Origin of the sequence: Vibrio marisflavi CECT 7928 (assembly GCF_921294215.1) — a bacterium.
GTDB classification, from domain to species: domain Bacteria; phylum Pseudomonadota; class Gammaproteobacteria; order Enterobacterales; family Vibrionaceae; genus Vibrio; species Vibrio marisflavi.
In genome coordinates, this window is sequence record NZ_CAKLDM010000002.1 from 1,580,025 (window position 1) to 1,598,182 (window position 18,158).

The 18,158-nt window shown below is 41.8% G+C and carries 15 protein-coding genes and 1 pseudogene; 6 read left to right on the top strand and 10 right to left on the bottom strand.

Annotation, left to right across the window (positions count from 1 at the left end; genetic code table 11):
• Positions 1 to 96: 96 nt before the first annotated feature.
• Positions 97 to 1,524 carry a sugar porter family MFS transporter gene (locus L7A31_RS14055; RefSeq protein ID WP_290368755.1) on the bottom strand — a complete coding sequence of 476 codons (1,428 nt, stop codon included), beginning with the start codon at positions 1,522 to 1,524 and terminating at the stop codon, positions 97 to 99.
• Between the two features lie 859 nt (positions 1,525 to 2,383).
• On the opposite strand from L7A31_RS14055, the gene L7A31_RS14060 reads away from it, so the two are divergent.
• Positions 2,384 to 3,472: an SGNH/GDSL hydrolase family protein gene (locus L7A31_RS14060; protein WP_237362401.1), complete on the top strand. Its 1,089-nt coding sequence runs from the start codon at positions 2,384 to 2,386 to the stop codon at positions 3,470 to 3,472.
• Positions 3,473 to 3,667: 195 nt separating this feature from the next.
• Positions 3,668 to 4,459, top strand: coding sequence for an ABC transporter permease (locus L7A31_RS14065; RefSeq protein ID WP_237362402.1), 792 nt, complete (start codon positions 3,668 to 3,670; stop codon positions 4,457 to 4,459).
• 579 nt (positions 4,460 to 5,038) lie between these two features.
• On the opposite strand, the gene L7A31_RS14070 is transcribed toward L7A31_RS14065, so the two are convergent.
• The 7 genes from L7A31_RS14070 to hypF all read right to left on the bottom strand — a co-directional run bounded on the left by L7A31_RS14070 (position 5,039) and on the right by hypF (position 12,582).
• A complete protein-coding gene (locus tag L7A31_RS14070) occupies positions 5,039 to 6,343 on the bottom strand; it encodes a rhodanese-like domain-containing protein (RefSeq protein ID WP_237362403.1) in 1,305 nt (434 codons plus the stop codon).
• Positions 6,344 to 6,451: 108 nt separating this feature from the next.
• Complete coding sequence (gene hypB / locus L7A31_RS14075) at positions 6,452 to 7,459, bottom strand: hydrogenase nickel incorporation protein HypB (protein WP_237362404.1); 1,008 nt, start codon at positions 7,457 to 7,459, stop codon at positions 6,452 to 6,454.
• 1 nt (position 7,460) lies between these two features.
• Positions 7,461 to 7,802: a hydrogenase maturation nickel metallochaperone HypA gene (gene hypA / locus L7A31_RS14080; protein ID WP_237362405.1), complete on the bottom strand. Its 342-nt coding sequence runs from the start codon at positions 7,800 to 7,802 to the stop codon at positions 7,461 to 7,463.
• Between the two features lies 1 nt (position 7,803).
• A complete protein-coding gene (gene hypE, locus L7A31_RS14085) occupies positions 7,804 to 8,805 on the bottom strand; it encodes a hydrogenase expression/formation protein HypE (protein WP_237362406.1) in 1,002 nt (333 codons plus the stop codon).
• On the bottom strand, positions 8,802 to 9,965 hold the full coding sequence (hypD, locus tag L7A31_RS14090) for a hydrogenase formation protein HypD (RefSeq protein ID WP_237362407.1): 1,164 nt from the start codon (positions 9,963 to 9,965) through the stop codon (positions 8,802 to 8,804). Before hypD ends, hypE begins: the two co-directional genes overlap by 4 nt.
• Positions 9,965 to 10,219: a HypC/HybG/HupF family hydrogenase formation chaperone gene (locus L7A31_RS14095; protein ID WP_237362408.1), complete on the bottom strand. Its 255-nt coding sequence runs from the start codon at positions 10,217 to 10,219 to the stop codon at positions 9,965 to 9,967. Before L7A31_RS14095 ends, hypD begins: the two co-directional genes overlap by 1 nt.
• Positions 10,220 to 10,275: 56 nt before the next feature.
• Positions 10,276 to 12,582 (bottom strand): carbamoyltransferase HypF, encoded by a 2,307-nt coding sequence (gene hypF / locus L7A31_RS14100; protein ID WP_237362409.1) that lies wholly within the window; start codon positions 12,580 to 12,582, stop codon positions 10,276 to 10,278.
• Between the two features lie 409 nt (positions 12,583 to 12,991).
• Here hypF and L7A31_RS14105 point away from each other — a divergent pair, with 409 nt between their 5' ends.
• Both L7A31_RS14105 and L7A31_RS14110 read left to right on the top strand, forming a co-directional pair.
• Positions 12,992 to 14,242 (top strand): aromatic amino acid transport family protein, encoded by a 1,251-nt coding sequence (locus L7A31_RS14105; RefSeq protein ID WP_237362410.1) that lies wholly within the window; start codon positions 12,992 to 12,994, stop codon positions 14,240 to 14,242.
• Between the two features lie 294 nt (positions 14,243 to 14,536).
• Positions 14,537 to 15,874, top strand: coding sequence for a hypothetical protein (locus L7A31_RS14110; protein WP_237362411.1), 1,338 nt, complete (start codon positions 14,537 to 14,539; stop codon positions 15,872 to 15,874).
• Positions 15,875 to 15,917: 43 nt separating this feature from the next.
• On the opposite strand, the pseudogene L7A31_RS22295 reads toward L7A31_RS14110, so the two are convergent.
• Positions 15,918 to 16,595 (bottom strand): annotated as a pseudogene (locus L7A31_RS22295) (IS1 family transposase).
• Between L7A31_RS22295 and L7A31_RS22170 the strand changes: the two are divergent.
• Positions 16,533 to 16,667, top strand: coding sequence for a hypothetical protein (locus L7A31_RS22170; protein WP_290368773.1), 135 nt, complete (start codon positions 16,533 to 16,535; stop codon positions 16,665 to 16,667). The pseudogene L7A31_RS22295 and the gene L7A31_RS22170 overlap by 63 nt on opposite strands.
• Before the next feature lie 295 nt (positions 16,668 to 16,962).
• Positions 16,963 to 17,247 (top strand): hypothetical protein, encoded by a 285-nt coding sequence (locus L7A31_RS14120; RefSeq protein WP_237362412.1) that lies wholly within the window; start codon positions 16,963 to 16,965, stop codon positions 17,245 to 17,247.
• Positions 17,248 to 17,314: 67 nt separating this feature from the next.
• Here L7A31_RS14120 and fdhD read toward each other — a convergent pair whose 3' ends face one another.
• Complete coding sequence (fdhD, locus tag L7A31_RS14125; protein WP_237362413.1) at positions 17,315 to 18,133, bottom strand: formate dehydrogenase accessory sulfurtransferase FdhD; 819 nt, start codon at positions 18,131 to 18,133, stop codon at positions 17,315 to 17,317.
• Between the last annotated feature and the right edge of the window lie 25 nt (positions 18,134 to 18,158).

An 18,158-nucleotide genomic window follows, 5' to 3' on the forward strand; every position in this document is an offset into this window, starting at 1 on the left:
AATTCCAGTTGTAGCGTTCAACTCAGGGAGAAAAACGCAAAAAAGGAGCATCGCTGCTCCTTTTTCTTTAATAAATAGAAATGACAAATATCTAATCTACTTTCTACCTAACTTAGATAGTGGTACTCCCTTCATTAGGTTTTGTTCTATTTTCTCTAGACTTACGCCCTTGGTTTCAGGAATTAGAGCCATAGTGACAAAGATAAACACTAGGTTCAGCGCTGCATATAACCAGAATGTTTGAGCATTACCTAATACTTGTAGGAAAGTTAAGAAAGTCGCGCCAACAATCATGTTCGCAATCCAGTTAGTCGCTGTACTTACCGTGATACCAAAATCACGAGCTTTCAGAGGCTGAATTTCAGAGCATAGAACCCAGATAAGTGGGCCTGCACTCATTGCAAAACCGACAATGAAAATAAGTAAAACGAACGCTGCAAAATATTGTTCAACTGGCGTTGTCACACCCATATGAAGAAGAGTGCCAAGAATAGCCATTCCTGCGGCCATCACCAAGAAACCAAGTTTAAGTACAGGTTTGCGTCCCCATTTATCTACTAAGCCAATAGCAATAAATGTCGCGAACACATTGACTAGGCCAACAATCACAGTGCCCCACATTTGCTGCTCTGTGCTTGCAAAGCCTGCGATTTTAAAGATCTTAGGCGCATAATACATAACAACGTTCATACCGGTGAACTGCTGCATAACTTGCAAAACAATACCTAGGTACACGGCACGGCGGCAATTGCTATTTGATTTGAATAACGACCAACCACTTTGCTTGATTTTCAAACTTTCGCGGATCGCTTCCAGCTCTTTCTTAGCAGAAACATCACAACCACGCAGCAGTGCTAACACTTGTTTTGCTTCTACGTGACGACCTTGAAGCGCTAGCCAACGAGGGCTTCGCGGCAACATAAGTACACCAATGAATAGAATCAACGCTGGAATTGTGATCACACCAAGCATCCAACGCCATTGGCCTTCATAGCTAAATGCTGTGTCAGATAGAAACGCTACGACAATACCGATAGTAATCATCAGTTGATACATCGAGATTAGGCTACCGCGCAATCTTTGTGGAGCAATTTCCGACAAGTAAAGTGGTGCAGTAAAAGACGCGACGCCAACAGCTAAACCAAGAAGAACACGGAAAACAATCAGAATTTCTGGGTTACCAGCAATCGCACAACCCAAAGAACCAACGGAGAACAAAATTGAAGCAACGATTAGACTGTACTTACGGCCGAATTTTCTTGATAACGGGCCAGAACCAACAGCACCTACGGCAGCACCAAACATCATTGAACTAACTACCCACTCTTGGGTATGGGTCGCTAACCCAAATTCTTTGGCAATAAAAGGAAGCGCTCCTGATATAACACCAATATCTAAACCAAATAACAAACCTGCTAACGCTGCAATCATACAAGCAATAAACACATGTCGATTTAAGCCTGTATCATCTTTATCAAATGGCGATGAACCATCGGAACTTCTGTCAGTAATCACTGTTGCCATAGTAGAGTCTCTTTTATATTTATTTTTTAGGCTCTAGCGGCAGCGCAAAGTTTCTAATTGTTAGTGTGTGCTGGCACATTCAAATGCCCATCACTCTTTGACGCCGTTACTAAAACCAGTTTGCAATATGAATAATGATTTAACGCAGCTTCAATACGTGAATAGACGAGGCCATCTATGTGCACCATAAAGCCTAAAGCAAGAACCTATCCATATACTAAAAAGCGATTCCTTGACCTATATAGCTAACCGATCTCCAGCTCCAATTCGATGGAATTCTGACTTATCCTTTTCCCTAATCAGTTACAGCGCAAATGGTAACGATTACACACAAAGTTTTTGGTGATAGCGATCACATACGCAAGCAAAACACGATAGAGTTTTATTCTGATTAATACCATTTACCAGCATTTAATATCATTCAATGGCATTGGGTACCTATTTAGGGTCCATTGACAACATGCTTGTTTTGCATTTCTTACGTCTATATCGTTGCGAATAAGTGTCCAAATGTAGAAAAAGACCAAGCTAGCGTTTAAAAAGCTATTTCGATGCATTTTGCTTAGTAAATTTAAGAGTACATAAAAGTTGTCTAAACGCTTCTGCTCTCATAACGTTCTGGGTGGCAATCTAGCCAGCAACATTGTAAACGTTTACAAGTCCAAGTAACAAAACTCGACACTCGGGTTTAATCCATTCACCTAATCATTTCATATTGCTGTGCAATGAGATCTCATGCGCAATAACTATCCAGTACTAGCACGCAGTTTTAGCTATTCCTCAACCAATGTGTTTATCTGCTTTGTGGCTATTCAAGGAACCTCAAAAAATAAACGGAAACCGATAAGAGGATACATTGATGAACAAACAACTAATACTAGGTGGCTTACTCTCTCTTGGCGTAAGCATGACAAGTCATGCCGAAACTGGTTTATATAATGATAATGGCGAGCACTCTCAATATCGTCATTTAATCGTATTTGGCGATAGCCTTTCTGATCAAGGCGTTCAGAACCAAAACCCTGTTAACTTAGAAGAAATAAAAGAAGCAACCTACTCTACTCCAGGCTCTAAAATGTGGCCTGAATACGTAGCAACTGCGTTGAGAACACGAATCACATATAACAACACAGCTTTTCTCGGCCAAGATGACAATTCCTACGTTAAAGTGATACCTGGAGGCCGTAACTTTGCATCCGGCGGAGCTACAACACAAGGGCAAGGAATCACTCTTTCCTGTGTATCCGATGAAAGTGAAACCTGCTACAACCCACCATCAGTAGAACAACAAGTTGATACTTACTTAGCTTCCTTATCCGGGCGACTTGATAGAGGACACAACTTATATGCATTTTGGGCTGGGGCGAACAATGTTTTCATCACCTTGGAAGCAATGCTAGAACAAACTGCAACCCCTGAAGATGTAGTGGCTTCTGCGGTTACTGCAGCAACTCAAGAAGCGAATATCATCAACAATTTAAACCATCACTTCCTAAGTAAAAATAATAATGGTGCGGACTTTTTAGTTTTTAACATGCCAGATCTTGGTAGTACCCCACTTGGTCAGCAGTCTGCTGAGCTATCGGCATTACTCAGCACCGCCTCTCAAGCATACAATGCAACCTTGTATAGCCTGCTGCAAAACGAAGGGATCAAAGCATACTATATTGATGTAAATAGCTTAGTTGATGCAGGAATCAATAACCCAGCGCACACCATTGATGTCAATGGCAGAACAATCAAGTTTGATAATGTCACAACTCCAGCATGTGGAGCCAACTCAAAAGCATTGACTTGTATTCCCGATCAATCGCACGCAAACTATTTATTTGAAGATGACATTCACCCTACTGGGCTTGGGCAATACGTTATTGGAATGACCGCTGCAAACTGTGTGACAAAAGGGAGTGAATCAACACAACCTTATTGTGAATTAATTAATCACTAATCTATCCATCATGTTCTACAACGGTGCTTTCCAAATGATAGAAAGCACCTACCTTTCAAATATAACGCCTTTACAAAACCTGTATTTAAACATAGCGGTACTAGCCTATTTTACCGTAAAGTAAATCATGCAAATCCCAAATCGAGAGTTTGTAGTCTCGCGGCTCAAAATAGGCCAATACTGCTGGAGTAAACATTGAACGGAATGATAGATATCACGTGGTGGCAACTGGTACTTGTTGCTACTACTTTGTTGATCCCAATAGCAATAAGCAACCAGCTCAAGTTAATGCTCAATAAAGACATTATGATAAGCGTAATTCGAATGAGCCTACAACTGATATTGGTCGGGCTATATTTGGAGTATTTATTTAGGGTAAATAGTTTCTTTGTAAATGCTGGCTGGCTTTTGATAATGATACTTGTCGGCTCAAGCTCTATCATTGGCAAAAGCCAACTACCAAAAGCAAAGTTGTTTTTGCCTGTTTCACTAGGTTTATTCGTTGCTCTATTACCGATGCTTGCTCTAATATGCACGGCTGTCGTGAGACCACTTCCATTCTATAGCGCGCAATACGTGATTCCTTTGGCCGGGATGTTGTTAGGCAATAGCTTGAGTGGCAACATCGTAGCTTTACAAAATTTATTTACTTCTTTGGAAGAAAGAAAGCCTGAGTACGAAGCGGCCATCTCACTTGGCGCTTCAACTAGCTATGCTACACGCCCTTTTATACAAGCAGCGTTACAAAAATCTCTTGCACCTATTTTGGCATCAATGACCACAACAGGACTCGTCACCCTGCCGGGAATGATGACAGGGCAAATCTTAAGTGGCGCTAGCCCAATGTTGGCAATCAAATATCAACTAATGATTATGATAGCCATCTTTGTCACCATGTCTGTTTCGATTACACTGTCACTCAAGCTCACAGTACTTAGAACTATCCATAAAGGTGGCAAAGTAACGGTGAGATTTAAAATACCTTAAGAGCAGCTAAGTAGTTAGGCGCTTCGCTACAACAATTCTTCCTTGTGCATAAACATGATGGTAGTTTGGATAAAGGACAGCAACTAATACCCACAACTTACTCACACCTTAATCACTAAATTTGGACAAAATTAATCCATATTGTTTTATTTATAGTTATATCATTTAAAACAGCTGCGCCATACTGTGAAAATTACAAAACCAAATAATTACACGCCCCTATAACCAAAAGCACCAAGCCAAGTAACTACCTGTATAATTTGAACTTATTATCATTTTTAGCATAATTCCATTTGGATCTTTAGATATGTAAAACAGTTATACAAAAAGTGACAGAGGAGTTTGACAATGACTTTTCTTTAGTTTTCCCACTAGTTTGTCCACAGAAAATGTGGATAACGTTTCAAGGCTGTCATTTTTGTTTCCACCAAAGGTGATCTAAGTAGTATTGAACTACTATTTTGGTGCAAAATTGGAACATTTCACACCAAAATAGTGAGCGGATTTTTGTGTTGATAAAACTTTATACCCAACTGTCTCAAACAATACACATGTCTGACATTGAGCAAAGGTCGCGTGTTAGTGAACGGCGATCTTCTTAGCCGGTTCTATTGGACCTAACGCGATTGGGTCTGAAGGTTTTGAGCTCCATTCATACCAACCGCCATCATAGACGCTAATATTTTTCCACCCCATCACATACGCATAGAAAAATGCTTCTGATGCTCGCCATCCTGTTCCGCAATAGAAAGCTACAGTTTGGTCAGAGAGAATATTCCACTGATTCCAGTTTCGAGCGATGATATTCGGGCTTATCATAGTACCGTCTGGGTTATGGAAATCTTGCAGATGACTTGCATCAGTTCCGGCATGTCCCCACCTAGCACCTTTAATTCTTCCTTTAGGCTTTATGTAGCTATAACCGCTCGTCTTACCAATATACTCTGGCCAGCTTCGAATACTAACCAATGAGCTATGGTCTCGATCAGCGAGCAGCTTTTTAGCTTGCGTTAACCCGATGATATATTCTGGATGCTGAGGAATCGTCACACCAAACGGCTTTGATTTGGCATGATTAGTGGTTAGAGATTCAAACGGATATTTTGCTTTTTCCCAAGCTTGCCAACCTCCATTAATAAGGCGTACATCTTTAACACCTGCGTACATCATGATGTTCGCTGCCCGTGCTGCTGCTGACATATTTCTGCCATACAGCAATACGGTGGTATTGTGAGATATTCCAAGTTTTTCAAACTCAGCTTTCAGCTTTTCGTCGGAAACTTTGTTCCACAAAGGCTTGGATTCGATGTTATTAGTATCTAGATATAAGGCGTGAGGTATGTGTGATGTGAGATACCAAGTCGCTTCACCCCATGCAACTTCTACAATCTTGTAGTCTTGACTCGGTGGATTCGCAACATCCTTACCCTGTAACAGTTTTTCAACCCACCAAACGGGTACAAGATGACGGTAGTTTGGAAAAGACACCAGCTGTCCAGAGTAGTCATTGATAGATTGATTTATTGTATGTACATCAGAGAAATGCTGCTGTTTAAGGCGGGCTCTCAACTCTTTTTCTTGGTCGGCATAGCAATACAGATAAGTAGGCAAATTCGCTGTCAATGCATGCGTTCTCAGCACGTTGCCAAACTGCTCATCATTGAGTGAAGAAAGCCAATTAGAATCGATATTAACGGCGTGAGGAAAATGGCCGCCCCTTGAATACATTTTGTCCGACCAGCCGTTAAATACATTGCTGTCTCGACAATCTATAACCTGATATGAATCAGGGTTTATCTTTGTTAGTTGGTCAAATGTCATTGCTGAAGAACTACTCACCACAAATAGTGTAAACAGTCCGCAAACTGCGGAGATAAGTTTCATAATTTACCTATAAACAATTGTATTTAATCACAATAATCCCCAAAGCAGCCCTTCTTGTTTTATAAGAAAGGCTACATATTAAATATAAAAACGACTCTAAATTGATGGCTAACTATTACTACTCAAAGCACCTAGCTGCTGCTGAATCCAGCTTTCCCAAGCGTCTAAACCCTCGCCTGTGCGCGCTGAAACTTTGATAACCTTAATGTTGGGATTAACCAGTTTTGCATTAGCTATACAAGCATCGATATCGAAGTCGACATAATCCAGCAAATCGATCTTATTAATTAGCATGAGATCAGAAGCTGCGAACATATTTGGGTACTTCAAAGGCTTTTCTTCACCTTCAGTAACCGACAAAATTGCTACTTTACAGTGCTCGCCCAAATCGAAGCTTGCTGGGCAAACCAAGTTACCTACATTCTCGATAAACAAGACACCATGCTTGTCGACTTCAAGCTGATGGTATGCTTTGTGAATCATATCGGCATCTAAGTGGCAACCTTTGCCAGTGTTAATTTGGATGGCAGGCACTGACGTCGCGCGAATGCGTTCCGCGTCATTACTCGTTTGTTGGTCGCCTTCAATAACAGCGCAAGAATACTGCTGCTTGATGCGATTTAGCGTTTCAGTCAACAGAGTGGTTTTGCCAGAACCCGGACTAGAAACGAGATTAAGAACTAGCTGTTCATTCGCTACAAAATGCTCGCGATTGTGTTGCGCGATATGATTGTTCTTTCCTAGGATATCTTGCTCTAAGCTAATCAGTTGTCGTTGAGAAACACCAGAAACGTGCACTTGAGCCTCACCTTTACCATAGTGAAGGTCGCCATTTTCAAGCCTTTCAGGTTGGTGCGTACCTTCGCTAGAAGCAGGTTTCGGATGGTGGTGTGTTTGAGCCTCAGCAGCTGAACCATGATAATGCACATGATGATGAACATCACCGGTATGGTGATAATGATGATGAATCACGACAGGCTGAGTATGGTCGTGCGAATGAGAATGTTCACCGTGAGAATGGTGCCCATGGGAGTGATGGTCATGAGAATGATCATGACTATGGTCGTGCGAGTGTCCTTCTACGTGGCTATCGCCACATCCACAAACATTACACATACTACTCTACCTCAATATGTTTAACTTTTAGTTCTTCGCCTGTTTCAATCTGTAGCTGATGGCTACCACAATGAGAACATGCATCCATGTGACTTTTCACGTCATTATGCTTGCCGCAATCCAAACAGGTTGCAGTTGCAGGCACCATTTCTATGTTGAACTTGGCCCCTTCTGCGACGGTTTCTCGACTAGCAAATTCTAGCCCCGTCATCAGTGCTTCGGGTTCGATGCAAGAAAGCGCACCTACACTTAAAGTAATAGCGACGACTTTATTTACATTGTGACTCTTGGCTTGCGCGGACACCAAGTCTATTGTTTTTAGACTGATTGAAAGCTCGTGCATACTAACAAATCCTCGGTAGCAACTCGCCAAGTGGGAAATCTAGATAACGACGACTTCCCCAAGGGGTATGCAAGATTGGTTTGCAGGGCTCGCCTGATTGTGCGTGACCGATTAGCGCTGCATTAGGATTAAATGACTTGAGTACATTGAGTGTTTGCTGGGCAAACTCTTGTGGAACGGCAATAACAAATGTACCTTCATTCGCTAAATCATAAGGTTCAAAACCAAATAATTCACAAACACCTTTTACCATGTCATCAACTGGAATGTGTTCTTCCTGCAGCATCAATTGAATGTTTGAGCTTTGGCACCATTCATTCATCACAGCTGAAATGCCGCCACGTGTTGCATCTCGCATCGCACGAATATCAATATTTTGTTGAATTAAAGCGTCAACAACTGGCCACAACACTGCACAGTCACTGCTCATTTCATGTTCTAAGCGAAGAGATTCCCTAGCGGCTAAGATACATGCACCATGGCGACCGATATCTCCGGAAACTAGAATCGCATCACCTGACTGAATGCCTCTAGAGGAAATACCTGGCTGCAAGACACGACCTACGCCCGTTGTGTTAATAAACACTTTATCTGCTGAACCTTTTGGCACCACTTTGGTATCGCCACACACTACTTTGGCGTCCACGGTGGCCAACTCTTCAACCATAGAGTCAACGATCTGCTCCAACTCTTTAAAATCGGTTCCTTCTTCGATAATGAAGCTACAACTAAGGTATTCTGGCTTTGCACCAACCATGGCTAAATCGTTGCAAGTACCTGCTACCGCGAGACTACCAATGTTGCCACCAGCAAAGAAATGCGGAGAAACAGTAAAACTATCTGTTGTCATAGCTGTATTGGCTGATAGAGGCAAGGTTGCTGCATCTTCATCGCGACTTAAAATTTCATTGTTGAACCGTTTGAAAAATAGCTTTTGGATGAATTGGTTCATTTCCAGACCACCACCACCGTGGCTTAGCTGAACTTTCTTGGCAAGAGTCATCTTTCTTTTACCTCAATTCCTGAATAGCGATAGTACGCATTACATGCGCCTTCAGAGCTCACCATACAACTCCCCATAGGGCGGTTTGGTGTACATGCTTTACCAAATACTTTGCAATCTGGTGGTGTCGCGACACCTCTCAAAATATCGCCGCACTGACATGCTTTGTGGTCAGAAATAGGCTCTTTAGGCAATACTTCATCGAACACAACTTCCGCATCTCGTTTAGAAAACTCTTCACGAAGTTTAAGAGCTGACTCCGGAATGTTTCCTAAGCCACGCCAATTAAACTCACTTCTTACTTCAAGGACCTCATCGACGAGGGACTGTGCTGCGGTGTTGCCTTGCTGAGTAACAGCGCGCGTATATTGAATAGCAAGCTCAGGCTTGTGTTCAGCTGCCAATTCAACCAAGGTCAATACTGATTCTAAAACATCAACAGGTTCAAAACCTGACACAACTACTGGTGTGTCATGCGCATCCACTATCTGCTGATAAATATTGGCACCAGCAACTACGCTAACGTGTGAAGGCCCGATAAACGCATTAACTGGCGTTTGCTCATCGGCCATTACTACGTGCATTGCTGGTGGAACCAAAACGTGATTAACGTGGAAATAGAGATTATCAAGTGCAAGTTTTTCAGCTTGTTTAACCAACACTGCAGTCATTGGCGTGGTCGTTTCAAAACCAATGGCAAAATAGACCACTCGTTTGTTCGGATTTTCCTTTGCGATGCGAATGACATCCATTGGATCATAAATTGGCTCAACAGAGCCACCACTAGCACGACACTGAGCAAGCGATGTTCTAGAACCTGGGACGCGGATCATATCCCCTAACGTGACAAGAATAACGTCTTCTTGCTGTGCTAGTACGATTGCTTGGTCAATACGCTCTTTTGGCATAACGCAAACTGGGCAACCTGGGCCATGCACAAAGTTTAAGTTATTAGGTAACAGCTGTTTTAGCCCATATTTCATAATGGTATGTGTATGCCCGCCACACACTTCCATAATATTCAAAGGCACATCAAGCTTGGCCGCTTTTTGACGAATTTTATCTGCTAAAGCTCGAATGACTTCAGGTTGGCGAAAGCCTTGATACATCGCCGTCGTTGACGATTCTGAACCAGTGTTTGTTGGTTTTACCGTATTCATCAGAGCAATACCTTCATATCATCTTCGCTCATCTGCTCTAGCAATGTTTTGTATGTTTCTAGGCTTTCTTGAGCTTCTTTTTGATCGATTTTTGCTATTGCAAATCCAACATGAATCAACAGGTGATCTCCTAATTTGATAGGATCAGAGATCAGATGGGTGCTCACTTCTCGCACGACACCTAAAGTCTCTACTCGAGCTGTCATTTGCTCCGAGTTAATTTCAATCACACTGGATGGAATACATAAACACATAAATTACTCACTTATTCGTTGCTAACAGCAAACTGGAACAGTAAATTTCAAGGGACTTATTTAAACACGTGTAAGCCGTGCCACAATTGACCTACCGCAATCCCGCTGTCATTAACTGGAATAGTTTCACCGCTATAAATCAGGCTTTGCCTGTTTTCCCATCGTTTAAAAAGATCATTAACTAGGCAGCGGTTTTGAAAAACACCACCGCTAACAACGACAGGAAGGTGTGGAAATTTGTCGGACATTTCTTCGATGGCAGTAATCACTGCCAATACTAAACTGATGCTGACTTGGCTTGCCCACTGAGCCCCAAGCTGCCTCTGACAATCTAGGGTTTGTTTCAATGCTGGCGTCCAATCTAAAACTGAAGTGGCATCATCACTCCAGTGAAAACGAAGCTTTTCTTCTAGCTGCAATGATTGTGATTTATCACCACTCATATAGGCTCTCTCTATTGCGAGCCCGCATTGGCCTTCATAATCAACTTTCTCAACGAGGTTGAGTAGAGAAGCCCAAGCATCAAATAAGCGTCCCATGGAAGTACAGTAAGGCGAGTTTTTTCCAGAAAGCCAAAGCTGATGCAGATTGGAAAAGTGAAACGCACTCCAACTAGCAAACGCAGGCAAATTTAACGCACGAATTTGCTCGAATGAGAAACACTCTAGGAGCATTGCAAAAAGGATACGAGCCGGATCTTTGATGGCTTTCTCGCCACCAATTAGTCGAAAAGGTTTAAGGTGACCCACGCGCTCAAACTCTTCTGCGTCCGCAACAAGGGTTTCTCCACCCCAAATGGTCTCGTCTGTACCAGCACCCGTACCATCAAATGCAAATCCGAGTACTTGCTGGTTAATATTGTGCTCTGCCATTACCGCTAATACATGTGCATAATGGTGCTGTACGGCGACATAAGGGCCCGGCGTATGATTTTGCGCATATTGAGTGGAATAATAGCCCGGATGCATGTCATGCAAGTACAGGCTCGGCGCTTGACGGTATAGCTTTGGAAATAGCTGCGCAGTTTCTTGATACCTTTGCTCGGTATCGAGGTTGCTAATGTCCCCGATATAAGGAGACAACATCCACTGATTGGGAAGCGCGTAAGCAACCGATGCTTTTTGCTGAGCGCCTAAGGCTAATATAGGTTTTCCTTGATAGGTTATTTTCTGCGTAACTGGCGCATAACCACGTGCAGGCCTTAACACTCGCACTTTACCACCCGCAACATGCACAACACTGTCGTCACATGGATTCACTATAGGTCGATTGTGATCGAGAATCGCATCGATATCTTGTGCAAACTGGCTACAAATCTGTGAGCTATCAGTGGCAAGAGGCATTCCTGAAATGTTACCACTCGTCATCACTAGCGCTTGAGTCGCCCCCATACCTGACAACATTTTAAATAACACAATGTGCAACGGTGTATAAGGTAACATCACGCCCATATAAGGCGCTGCTGGCGCAACAGAGCAGGCCAATGTTGAACCTTGTCGCTTTTTCATTAACACAATTGGTGCAGCTTGAGATTTCAACGACTGCCATTCTAAATCGCAACCAACCACGTGCTGCGCGGCTTGATCTTCGTCGGCGAGCATTACCGCGAAAGGTTTCAATTTACGATGTTTTAGCTGACGAATTCTTTGAATTGCTTCATTATTTTTAGCATCACAAATGATATGGAACCCGCCAAGACCTTTCATTGCAACAACACCACCTTGTTGGATGGTTTGCGCCGCTTTTTCAATGGCTGCCTGCCCTACCAATTGAACATCACCTGTCGGAGTTAAGAGGCTAACTACTGGTCCGCAATCTGGGCAACTAATCGGTTGAGCATGGTAACGCCTGTCCATGGGGTCAGTGTAGGCACTGTCGCAAGAAGGGCAAAGCTCAAAGCTTTTCATCGAAGTATGACATCGGTCGTACGGCAGCTTCTCTATAATGCTGTAACGAGGGCCGCAGTTTGTGCAGTTAGTGAAGGGATACTCAAAGTAACGGGATTCTTCTGCTTTCATGTCCTGCAAACAGTCAGGGCATGTAGCTTGATCGGGTGAAATACTAACAGAAGCGGTCTTTGCTTCTTGGCTCACTAAGATACAGAAATCCGATAACGTATTATCGACATCTACCGTTTGGCGAGCAATGTTATCAATTCGGGATAGAGATGGCGGCGAATCCAATAAGCAATGATAAAAAGCTTGGATAGCACTTTTTTCGCCTTGAATATCAATTTTGACACCATCGGAGTCATTTCTCACAGAGCCCAAAAGCTGCAACAACTTGGCTTGTTGATAGACAAAAGGGCGAAACCCTACCCCTTGCACTATCCCTGTCACACAAATTAGCTGGCGTTCGATCATTTGGCGATTTCTGCTTACAGTTTATTCACTGACTGTTATCAAGACTATCAATACATTCACAACAATTATTTGATGAGTATCAACATTGACCACCTTATAAAGCACTGCTTGCAGCACATAAACTGGTGGCGGTCATTCTAACGAAATGTGAGCTGATTAACAGGACTCGCTTTTGACCAAGATCAATTCAACTCCAAAACAAACATAAAATCATGCAATTCCAAGTAGTTGAGTTTGTGAGAGCAATCAAAATAAAATATACACTTTTGCTCCAAAGCTAGTCATATCGTTTTATTTTTCTATGTAGCCATTCCAAAAGTGTTGCATACGTGATAAAAAACGGCACTTTTGATTTTTTTTCGCGACCCCGGGCTGCCGTTGAGCCCAAATAATAAAGAGCAAACTACTTATGACAACAACATCGTCACACGCTGTAAAACTTACGTCGCGCAAATGGACGTACCAAGATTTCAGCTGGTGTTTATCTCTATTCGGCACTGCAGTTGGTGCTGGCATTCTATTTTTGCCTATTAAAGCAGGTGCTGGAGGCTTTTGGCCTTTAGTCATTCTTGCCATTTTGTCAGCTCCAATGACTTGGCTAGCGCATAAAGGTATGGCGAGATTCGTCTTGTCTGCCAAAGATCCTGAATCAGATATTACTGATGCCGTTGAAGAACACTTCGGCAAAACCGGGGCAAACATCATTACATTTGCCTACATCTTTGCGATTTATCCTATCGTTCTGATATACGGTGTTGGCATCACCAATACTGTCGACTCATTCATGATTCACCAGCTCGGGCTGCCGTCTATCCCACGTTGGTTGCTATCTGGAGTCTTGATTGGTGCGATGACCTTGTGTGTGGTCTATGGTAAGGACCTAATGCTCAAGGCTACATCAGCTATGGTTTATCCGCTGGTTATTATATTGTTTGCCCTTTCAGTCTACCTAATACCTAGCTGGAACATGTCGATGGTAAGTACCAGCCCAGATTGGAGCACACTACCAAAAGTTATCTGGCTTGCTATTCCTTTAATCGTATTCTCTTTCAATCACAGCCCGATAATTAGTCAGTTTTCTAAAGAGCAACGTAGAGTATACGGCGACGACGCGGTGAAAAAGACCGATATGATCACTGGCGGCGCAGCACTCATGCTATTGGTGTTCGTCATGTTTTTTGTATTCTCTGTAGTGTTGTCACTTTCACCCGCTCAACTAGCAATGGCGAACAAGCAAAACATTTCGGTTCTTTCTTATCTAGCGAATACACATTCTTCTCCAATCATCTCTTACTTAGGCCCAATCGTAGCTTTTTCGGCTATTGCATCTAGCTATTTTGGTACTTTCCTAGGCTCTTGCGAAGGCATTGCTGGCCTGATCCACTCTCGCTCAAGCGCTCCAAGAAACAAGATAGAAAAAGGTGTATTGGTCTTTGTCGTGGTTACTGCTTGGATTGCTGCAATCATTAACCCAAGTATTTTGGATATGATTGAGATTGTTGGCGCAACAATGATAGTCGCTATCTTATTCTTGATGCCAGTTTACTCAATGCGTAAAGTTCCTTCGATGAAAAAATACCGTACTTCATTGCCAGCGCAGATTTTCACAGCTGTATGTGGCTTCGCAGCGTTAAGTGCGGTGGTTTATAGCTCCTTTTAAGCTCTAGCCAGCCAAGCAATACACGTCATTAAATATGAATGCGCCCTAAGATGTAAGGGCGCATTTTTTATCTCGTGCTATTTTTAATTCCGATTCGAACAAAATCTACACCTGTGATCATTGAAGATGCTTTATTTTCGATGACATCAGGATCATGCTAAGCACCTTCAATGATCACGGGTATATTCCATTAAGGAATAAAATTATCCCGTGCAGAAATGCCCTCATTAATATATGTTTCTCCGAAATATTTTCTATTTTAGTTACATTCAAAGTCTATTCAGGAGAGTGTATATGCCACTTTTTGACCAAGATGAAAAGATTAGGCCTACAGTACCATTCGATATTTATAAGGGGCTTAAACTACTTCCAAGCTCCATTGATAATTGGAATCGCAGTAACAGGATCTCTAGACAATACGATACGTTTATAGGGGTTACATATATTCGAACAGGTTTATCAATCTTGCTTCCCGCTTTTGAGGATGACTGGCGTACACAAAAACGACACAACATAACAGGCATTAACCGAACACTAAGAACAATAAGGCCCCATACCACCAGAAAAGGTGAGCCATTACCTTCCCCATGGTATCAAGGCGAAGACAAAAAAATTAGAGTTCCATATCAACAAGCAATTGACGATTATGAAGGTGTAGCAAATATATTAAAAGTCGAGCATATGAGCCACGTAGACGGACTCTATCATCAGCGAGCAGCAGTAAAATTGCAGACAAATAGAAGCCATACAGACGCTCGAGATGGTGATATTCACAAAGACTTTTTGGGCTGGGCTATTAAGTCGAACAAATATGAATGTGAAAAAGGGGAGTCACTACAGATGGTTTTTTCTTCTTCACGTAATAGAAGAACTCAAGACTTCGATTATAATTTGCCTTTATGGAACAATAAAATTAGGCATAGATCTCCTGAAAGACCGGGGATAATGGAAAACAGGGATATAAACAATATTTGGGCCAATGCCATTGCAATGATGTTAAGTAGAGACTTAGATGTACCAACTAATAAAATCAGCGTATTTTCGGGCAAAAAACACTGGGTAGTGAATACTCAAACACTAAGAAAAGAATACATATTATGCCCTGAACAGATTCGAACAGCTCCAGGCAAAAGGCATATATATCGTAGAAATAGCCGGATATTGGATGTTTCGGAACATTGTAACATAGACGAAAATGGTTACTTGTATTTACATGAGTATATAACAATGGCTTGTCATAGATACCTTGAAGAATATACTACCCATCGTTCTTTTAGCTCTAAAAAATCCAAAGGTTACATTAGAATCAAAAATTTCCAAGAAAATATATCCTTATGTAACAATTATAGTAGTTTAAGGTTATGCGTTCAGTCTTTGTATAAAAAAACTGATAGCGTTCACAAGCACTCATTCATTAGTTATCTTATTTTATATTTATCTTATACACCAGCTAGAATTTTGGCTGAGTTTAGCATACCTTTATCCGGCTTAATAAATCGAATGAGTGAAGTAGAAAGATGCATAGGAACTCCAGATGAAGAGCATTGGAGAAATAGAATTTTTAGCTCTCAATCAGATATTAAGAGTTTTAAAAGAAATGCTATTAAAATAATAAAGAAACTAATTCGCTAGGTATATTGTGAAGCACGGGTGGTCGTGACTCAAATCGGTTGAATCACCAATAGAACTCCCGCTCGATAAACGTCCCTATAACCTTGTCATGCATCTCTTCTGATTTTGAAAAACCGATCGTTTTACGCACGAGTCGTTTCAATCTTGAACGTAATGTCAGATTGGTTCGCTCAATTCGTTGAGTGAACCTTTTACCTGCAACGTGCTTTGCCCTTGGTAACTCTTTCGTGTAGACACTGAAGTCATCAGTAAAAAAGAAGCGGATGTCGAACGGCTTTAGTAAAGCGAGCAACGACCTTAACGCATCCGTCAAATGCGTGAGCAATGACACGTTTGTAGCGCGGCTCCCATGCATACCAAAGCCAACGACGGTGTTTCTTATTACCAACAAAAGACCATTGCTCATCGACTTCACAGATTAGACTGATGTTTGCTCTATCGAAAGGTATCGAGGTTACTTGCCTTGGCGAGAGTTTTTTAAAGTGCTCAACACAGTGTTGTAGGCCACATTCAACATTCGGGCTGTTTCCCTAACGCCAGAGCTATTCATTGCCATTTCTACAATTTTTTCTTTTACTTCTGGCTTACGAGCTTCATAGACATAATCGATTTGAAAGCTCTTTCTACACTCGATACATCTGAAGCGAGGAAAGCCTGAATGTCCCTTTCCATGTTTACGGACGGGTTCAGTTTTATTGCAGAAACGACATTGAACTTGGATGGTAGCCATGAGTTAAAAGTAAAGAGAAATCAGCAGGCTATGTTAGCACATTTCAACCGTTCTGAGTCATGACCAATTTTTTCGGTGTTCAAACCTGCATCTTCAAGTTTATTGGGTATATATGTCATTTGAATGAAAACGATAAGTGATATTTAGTCAACACAAAGTATTTAATATTTTATAAGTTAGTAAATAAATGGACAAATCAAGTAAAAACGCCTTTCAATCCAATTTTATTATTTTAATTTCAATAAGTTAAAACGTGTAGCGTATTTAATACGTATATTTCATTTTAATGACAGAGCTTTAAGTTATTTATTAAATAATTGATGACATCAACTACCTGTTAGAAATGGAATATCCAATCATGATTAACAAAAACGTCTTAAAATTCATCTTACCTGCTCTATTTGTTGCTGGTCTTGCTGCTTGTTCACCTTCTGAGAAAACAGAAACGAAACAAGTTTCTGCTCCAGCGCCTGCAGCAGTTAAAGCGACAGACTCCACTCAAGCAAGTAGCACAAAGACAGTACAAACTCCAGCTACCGACACAGCCAAACCAGCAGCGACAACGGAAAGTTCTTCAGCTAAAGCAGCAGTCGCAACTAAACCTGCTTTAACGAAAACAGCTGATACTACCTCGAAGTCTTAAGAATCCCCCTAAAAGAAACGGGAGAGCATATATGGCTCTCCCGTTTCTTTATAAGTGGTATAAAAGGTTAATTTAACCTAGAAAAATGGCTGTATACGTTCACCCTTCCCGGACGACAATATCCACACAGCGTAACATTGAGCTTGTCCGCTAATTCGACTGCCATGCTAGTTGCTGCAGAAACAGCCAACAAAATTTCAATACCGCAAGATGCAACCTTTTGAACCATCTCAAAACTGGCACGACTAGTGACCAAAATTGCGCCTTGCTGACTCTTATGGTTTTTCGTAATCCAACCAATCAGCTTATCTAGCGCGATATGGCGGCCAACGTCTTCAAATATGGCTTCTAGTTTGCCATCACTGCTAATATAAGCAGCAGCATGACTGGCTCCAGTTAATTGGTTATATTGCTGCCCGCTAGTTAGTGTACTTAAAGCCACATCTAAATCTTCAACTTTAAATTGGGCATGATTGGCCACTGGCTGAGTCGTTCTAACGACACCTTCTAACTTCTCAGCGCCACAAATTCCGCACCCTGTCATACCCGTTAACGAGCGGCGTTTTTCTTTTAATCTGTTGAGACAACGATTAGCCACAGTCACTGATAACGTAATGCCATCGCAAACTGGCTTGATTTCTATGTCATGAATATCGCGAGAGTGATCAATGATGCCTTCGGTAAGCGAGAAACCTATCGCAAATTCTTCTAAATCGGTTGGCGTACACATCATCACTGTATATGCAATACCATTGTATTCGAGAGCAACCGGCGTTTCACCAATGAGAAAATCTTGCTCATCTGACATTGGCTGACCATTTTTATATCGGACAATCTTTGTTTGCTTGACTATATTGGCTTCTAAAAGCGGCTGTACATCTTTCATTGCTTTCTCCCAACTGAGCAAACTT

What these genes read in the sequence shown, in the direction of transcription:
- L7A31_RS14095 (WP_237362408.1), bottom strand. Translation starts at nt 10,219, where the DNA reads ATGTGTTTATGTATTCCATCCAGTGTGATTGAAATTAACTCGGAGCAA.
- L7A31_RS14120 (WP_237362412.1), top strand. Translation starts at nt 16,963, where the DNA reads ATGATTAACAAAAACGTCTTAAAATTCATCTTACCTGCTCTATTTGTT.
- hypA (WP_237362405.1), bottom strand. Translation starts at nt 7,802, where the DNA reads ATGCACGAGCTTTCAATCAGTCTAAAAACAATAGACTTGGTGTCCGCG.
- hypF (WP_237362409.1), bottom strand. Translation starts at nt 12,582, where the DNA reads ATGATCGAACGCCAGCTAATTTGTGTGACAGGGATAGTGCAAGGGGTA.
- L7A31_RS14060 (WP_237362401.1), top strand. Translation starts at nt 2,384, where the DNA reads ATGAACAAACAACTAATACTAGGTGGCTTACTCTCTCTTGGCGTAAGC.
- fdhD (WP_237362413.1), bottom strand. Translation starts at nt 18,133, where the DNA reads ATGAAAGATGTACAGCCGCTTTTAGAAGCCAATATAGTCAAGCAAACA.
- L7A31_RS14110 (WP_237362411.1), top strand. Translation starts at nt 14,537, where the DNA reads ATGCCACTTTTTGACCAAGATGAAAAGATTAGGCCTACAGTACCATTC.
- L7A31_RS14070 (WP_237362403.1), bottom strand. Translation starts at nt 6,343, where the DNA reads ATGAAACTTATCTCCGCAGTTTGCGGACTGTTTACACTATTTGTGGTG.
- hypE (WP_237362406.1), bottom strand. Translation starts at nt 8,805, where the DNA reads ATGACTCTTGCCAAGAAAGTTCAGCTAAGCCACGGTGGTGGTGGTCTG.
- L7A31_RS22170 (WP_290368773.1), top strand. Translation starts at nt 16,533, where the DNA reads ATGTCCCTTTCCATGTTTACGGACGGGTTCAGTTTTATTGCAGAAACG.
- L7A31_RS14105 (WP_237362410.1), top strand. Translation starts at nt 12,992, where the DNA reads ATGACAACAACATCGTCACACGCTGTAAAACTTACGTCGCGCAAATGG.
- hypB (WP_237362404.1), bottom strand. Translation starts at nt 7,459, where the DNA reads ATGTGTAATGTTTGTGGATGTGGCGATAGCCACGTAGAAGGACACTCG.
- hypD (WP_237362407.1), bottom strand. Translation starts at nt 9,965, where the DNA reads ATGAATACGGTAAAACCAACAAACACTGGTTCAGAATCGTCAACGACG.
- L7A31_RS14055 (WP_290368755.1), bottom strand. Translation starts at nt 1,524, where the DNA reads ATGGCAACAGTGATTACTGACAGAAGTTCCGATGGTTCATCGCCATTT.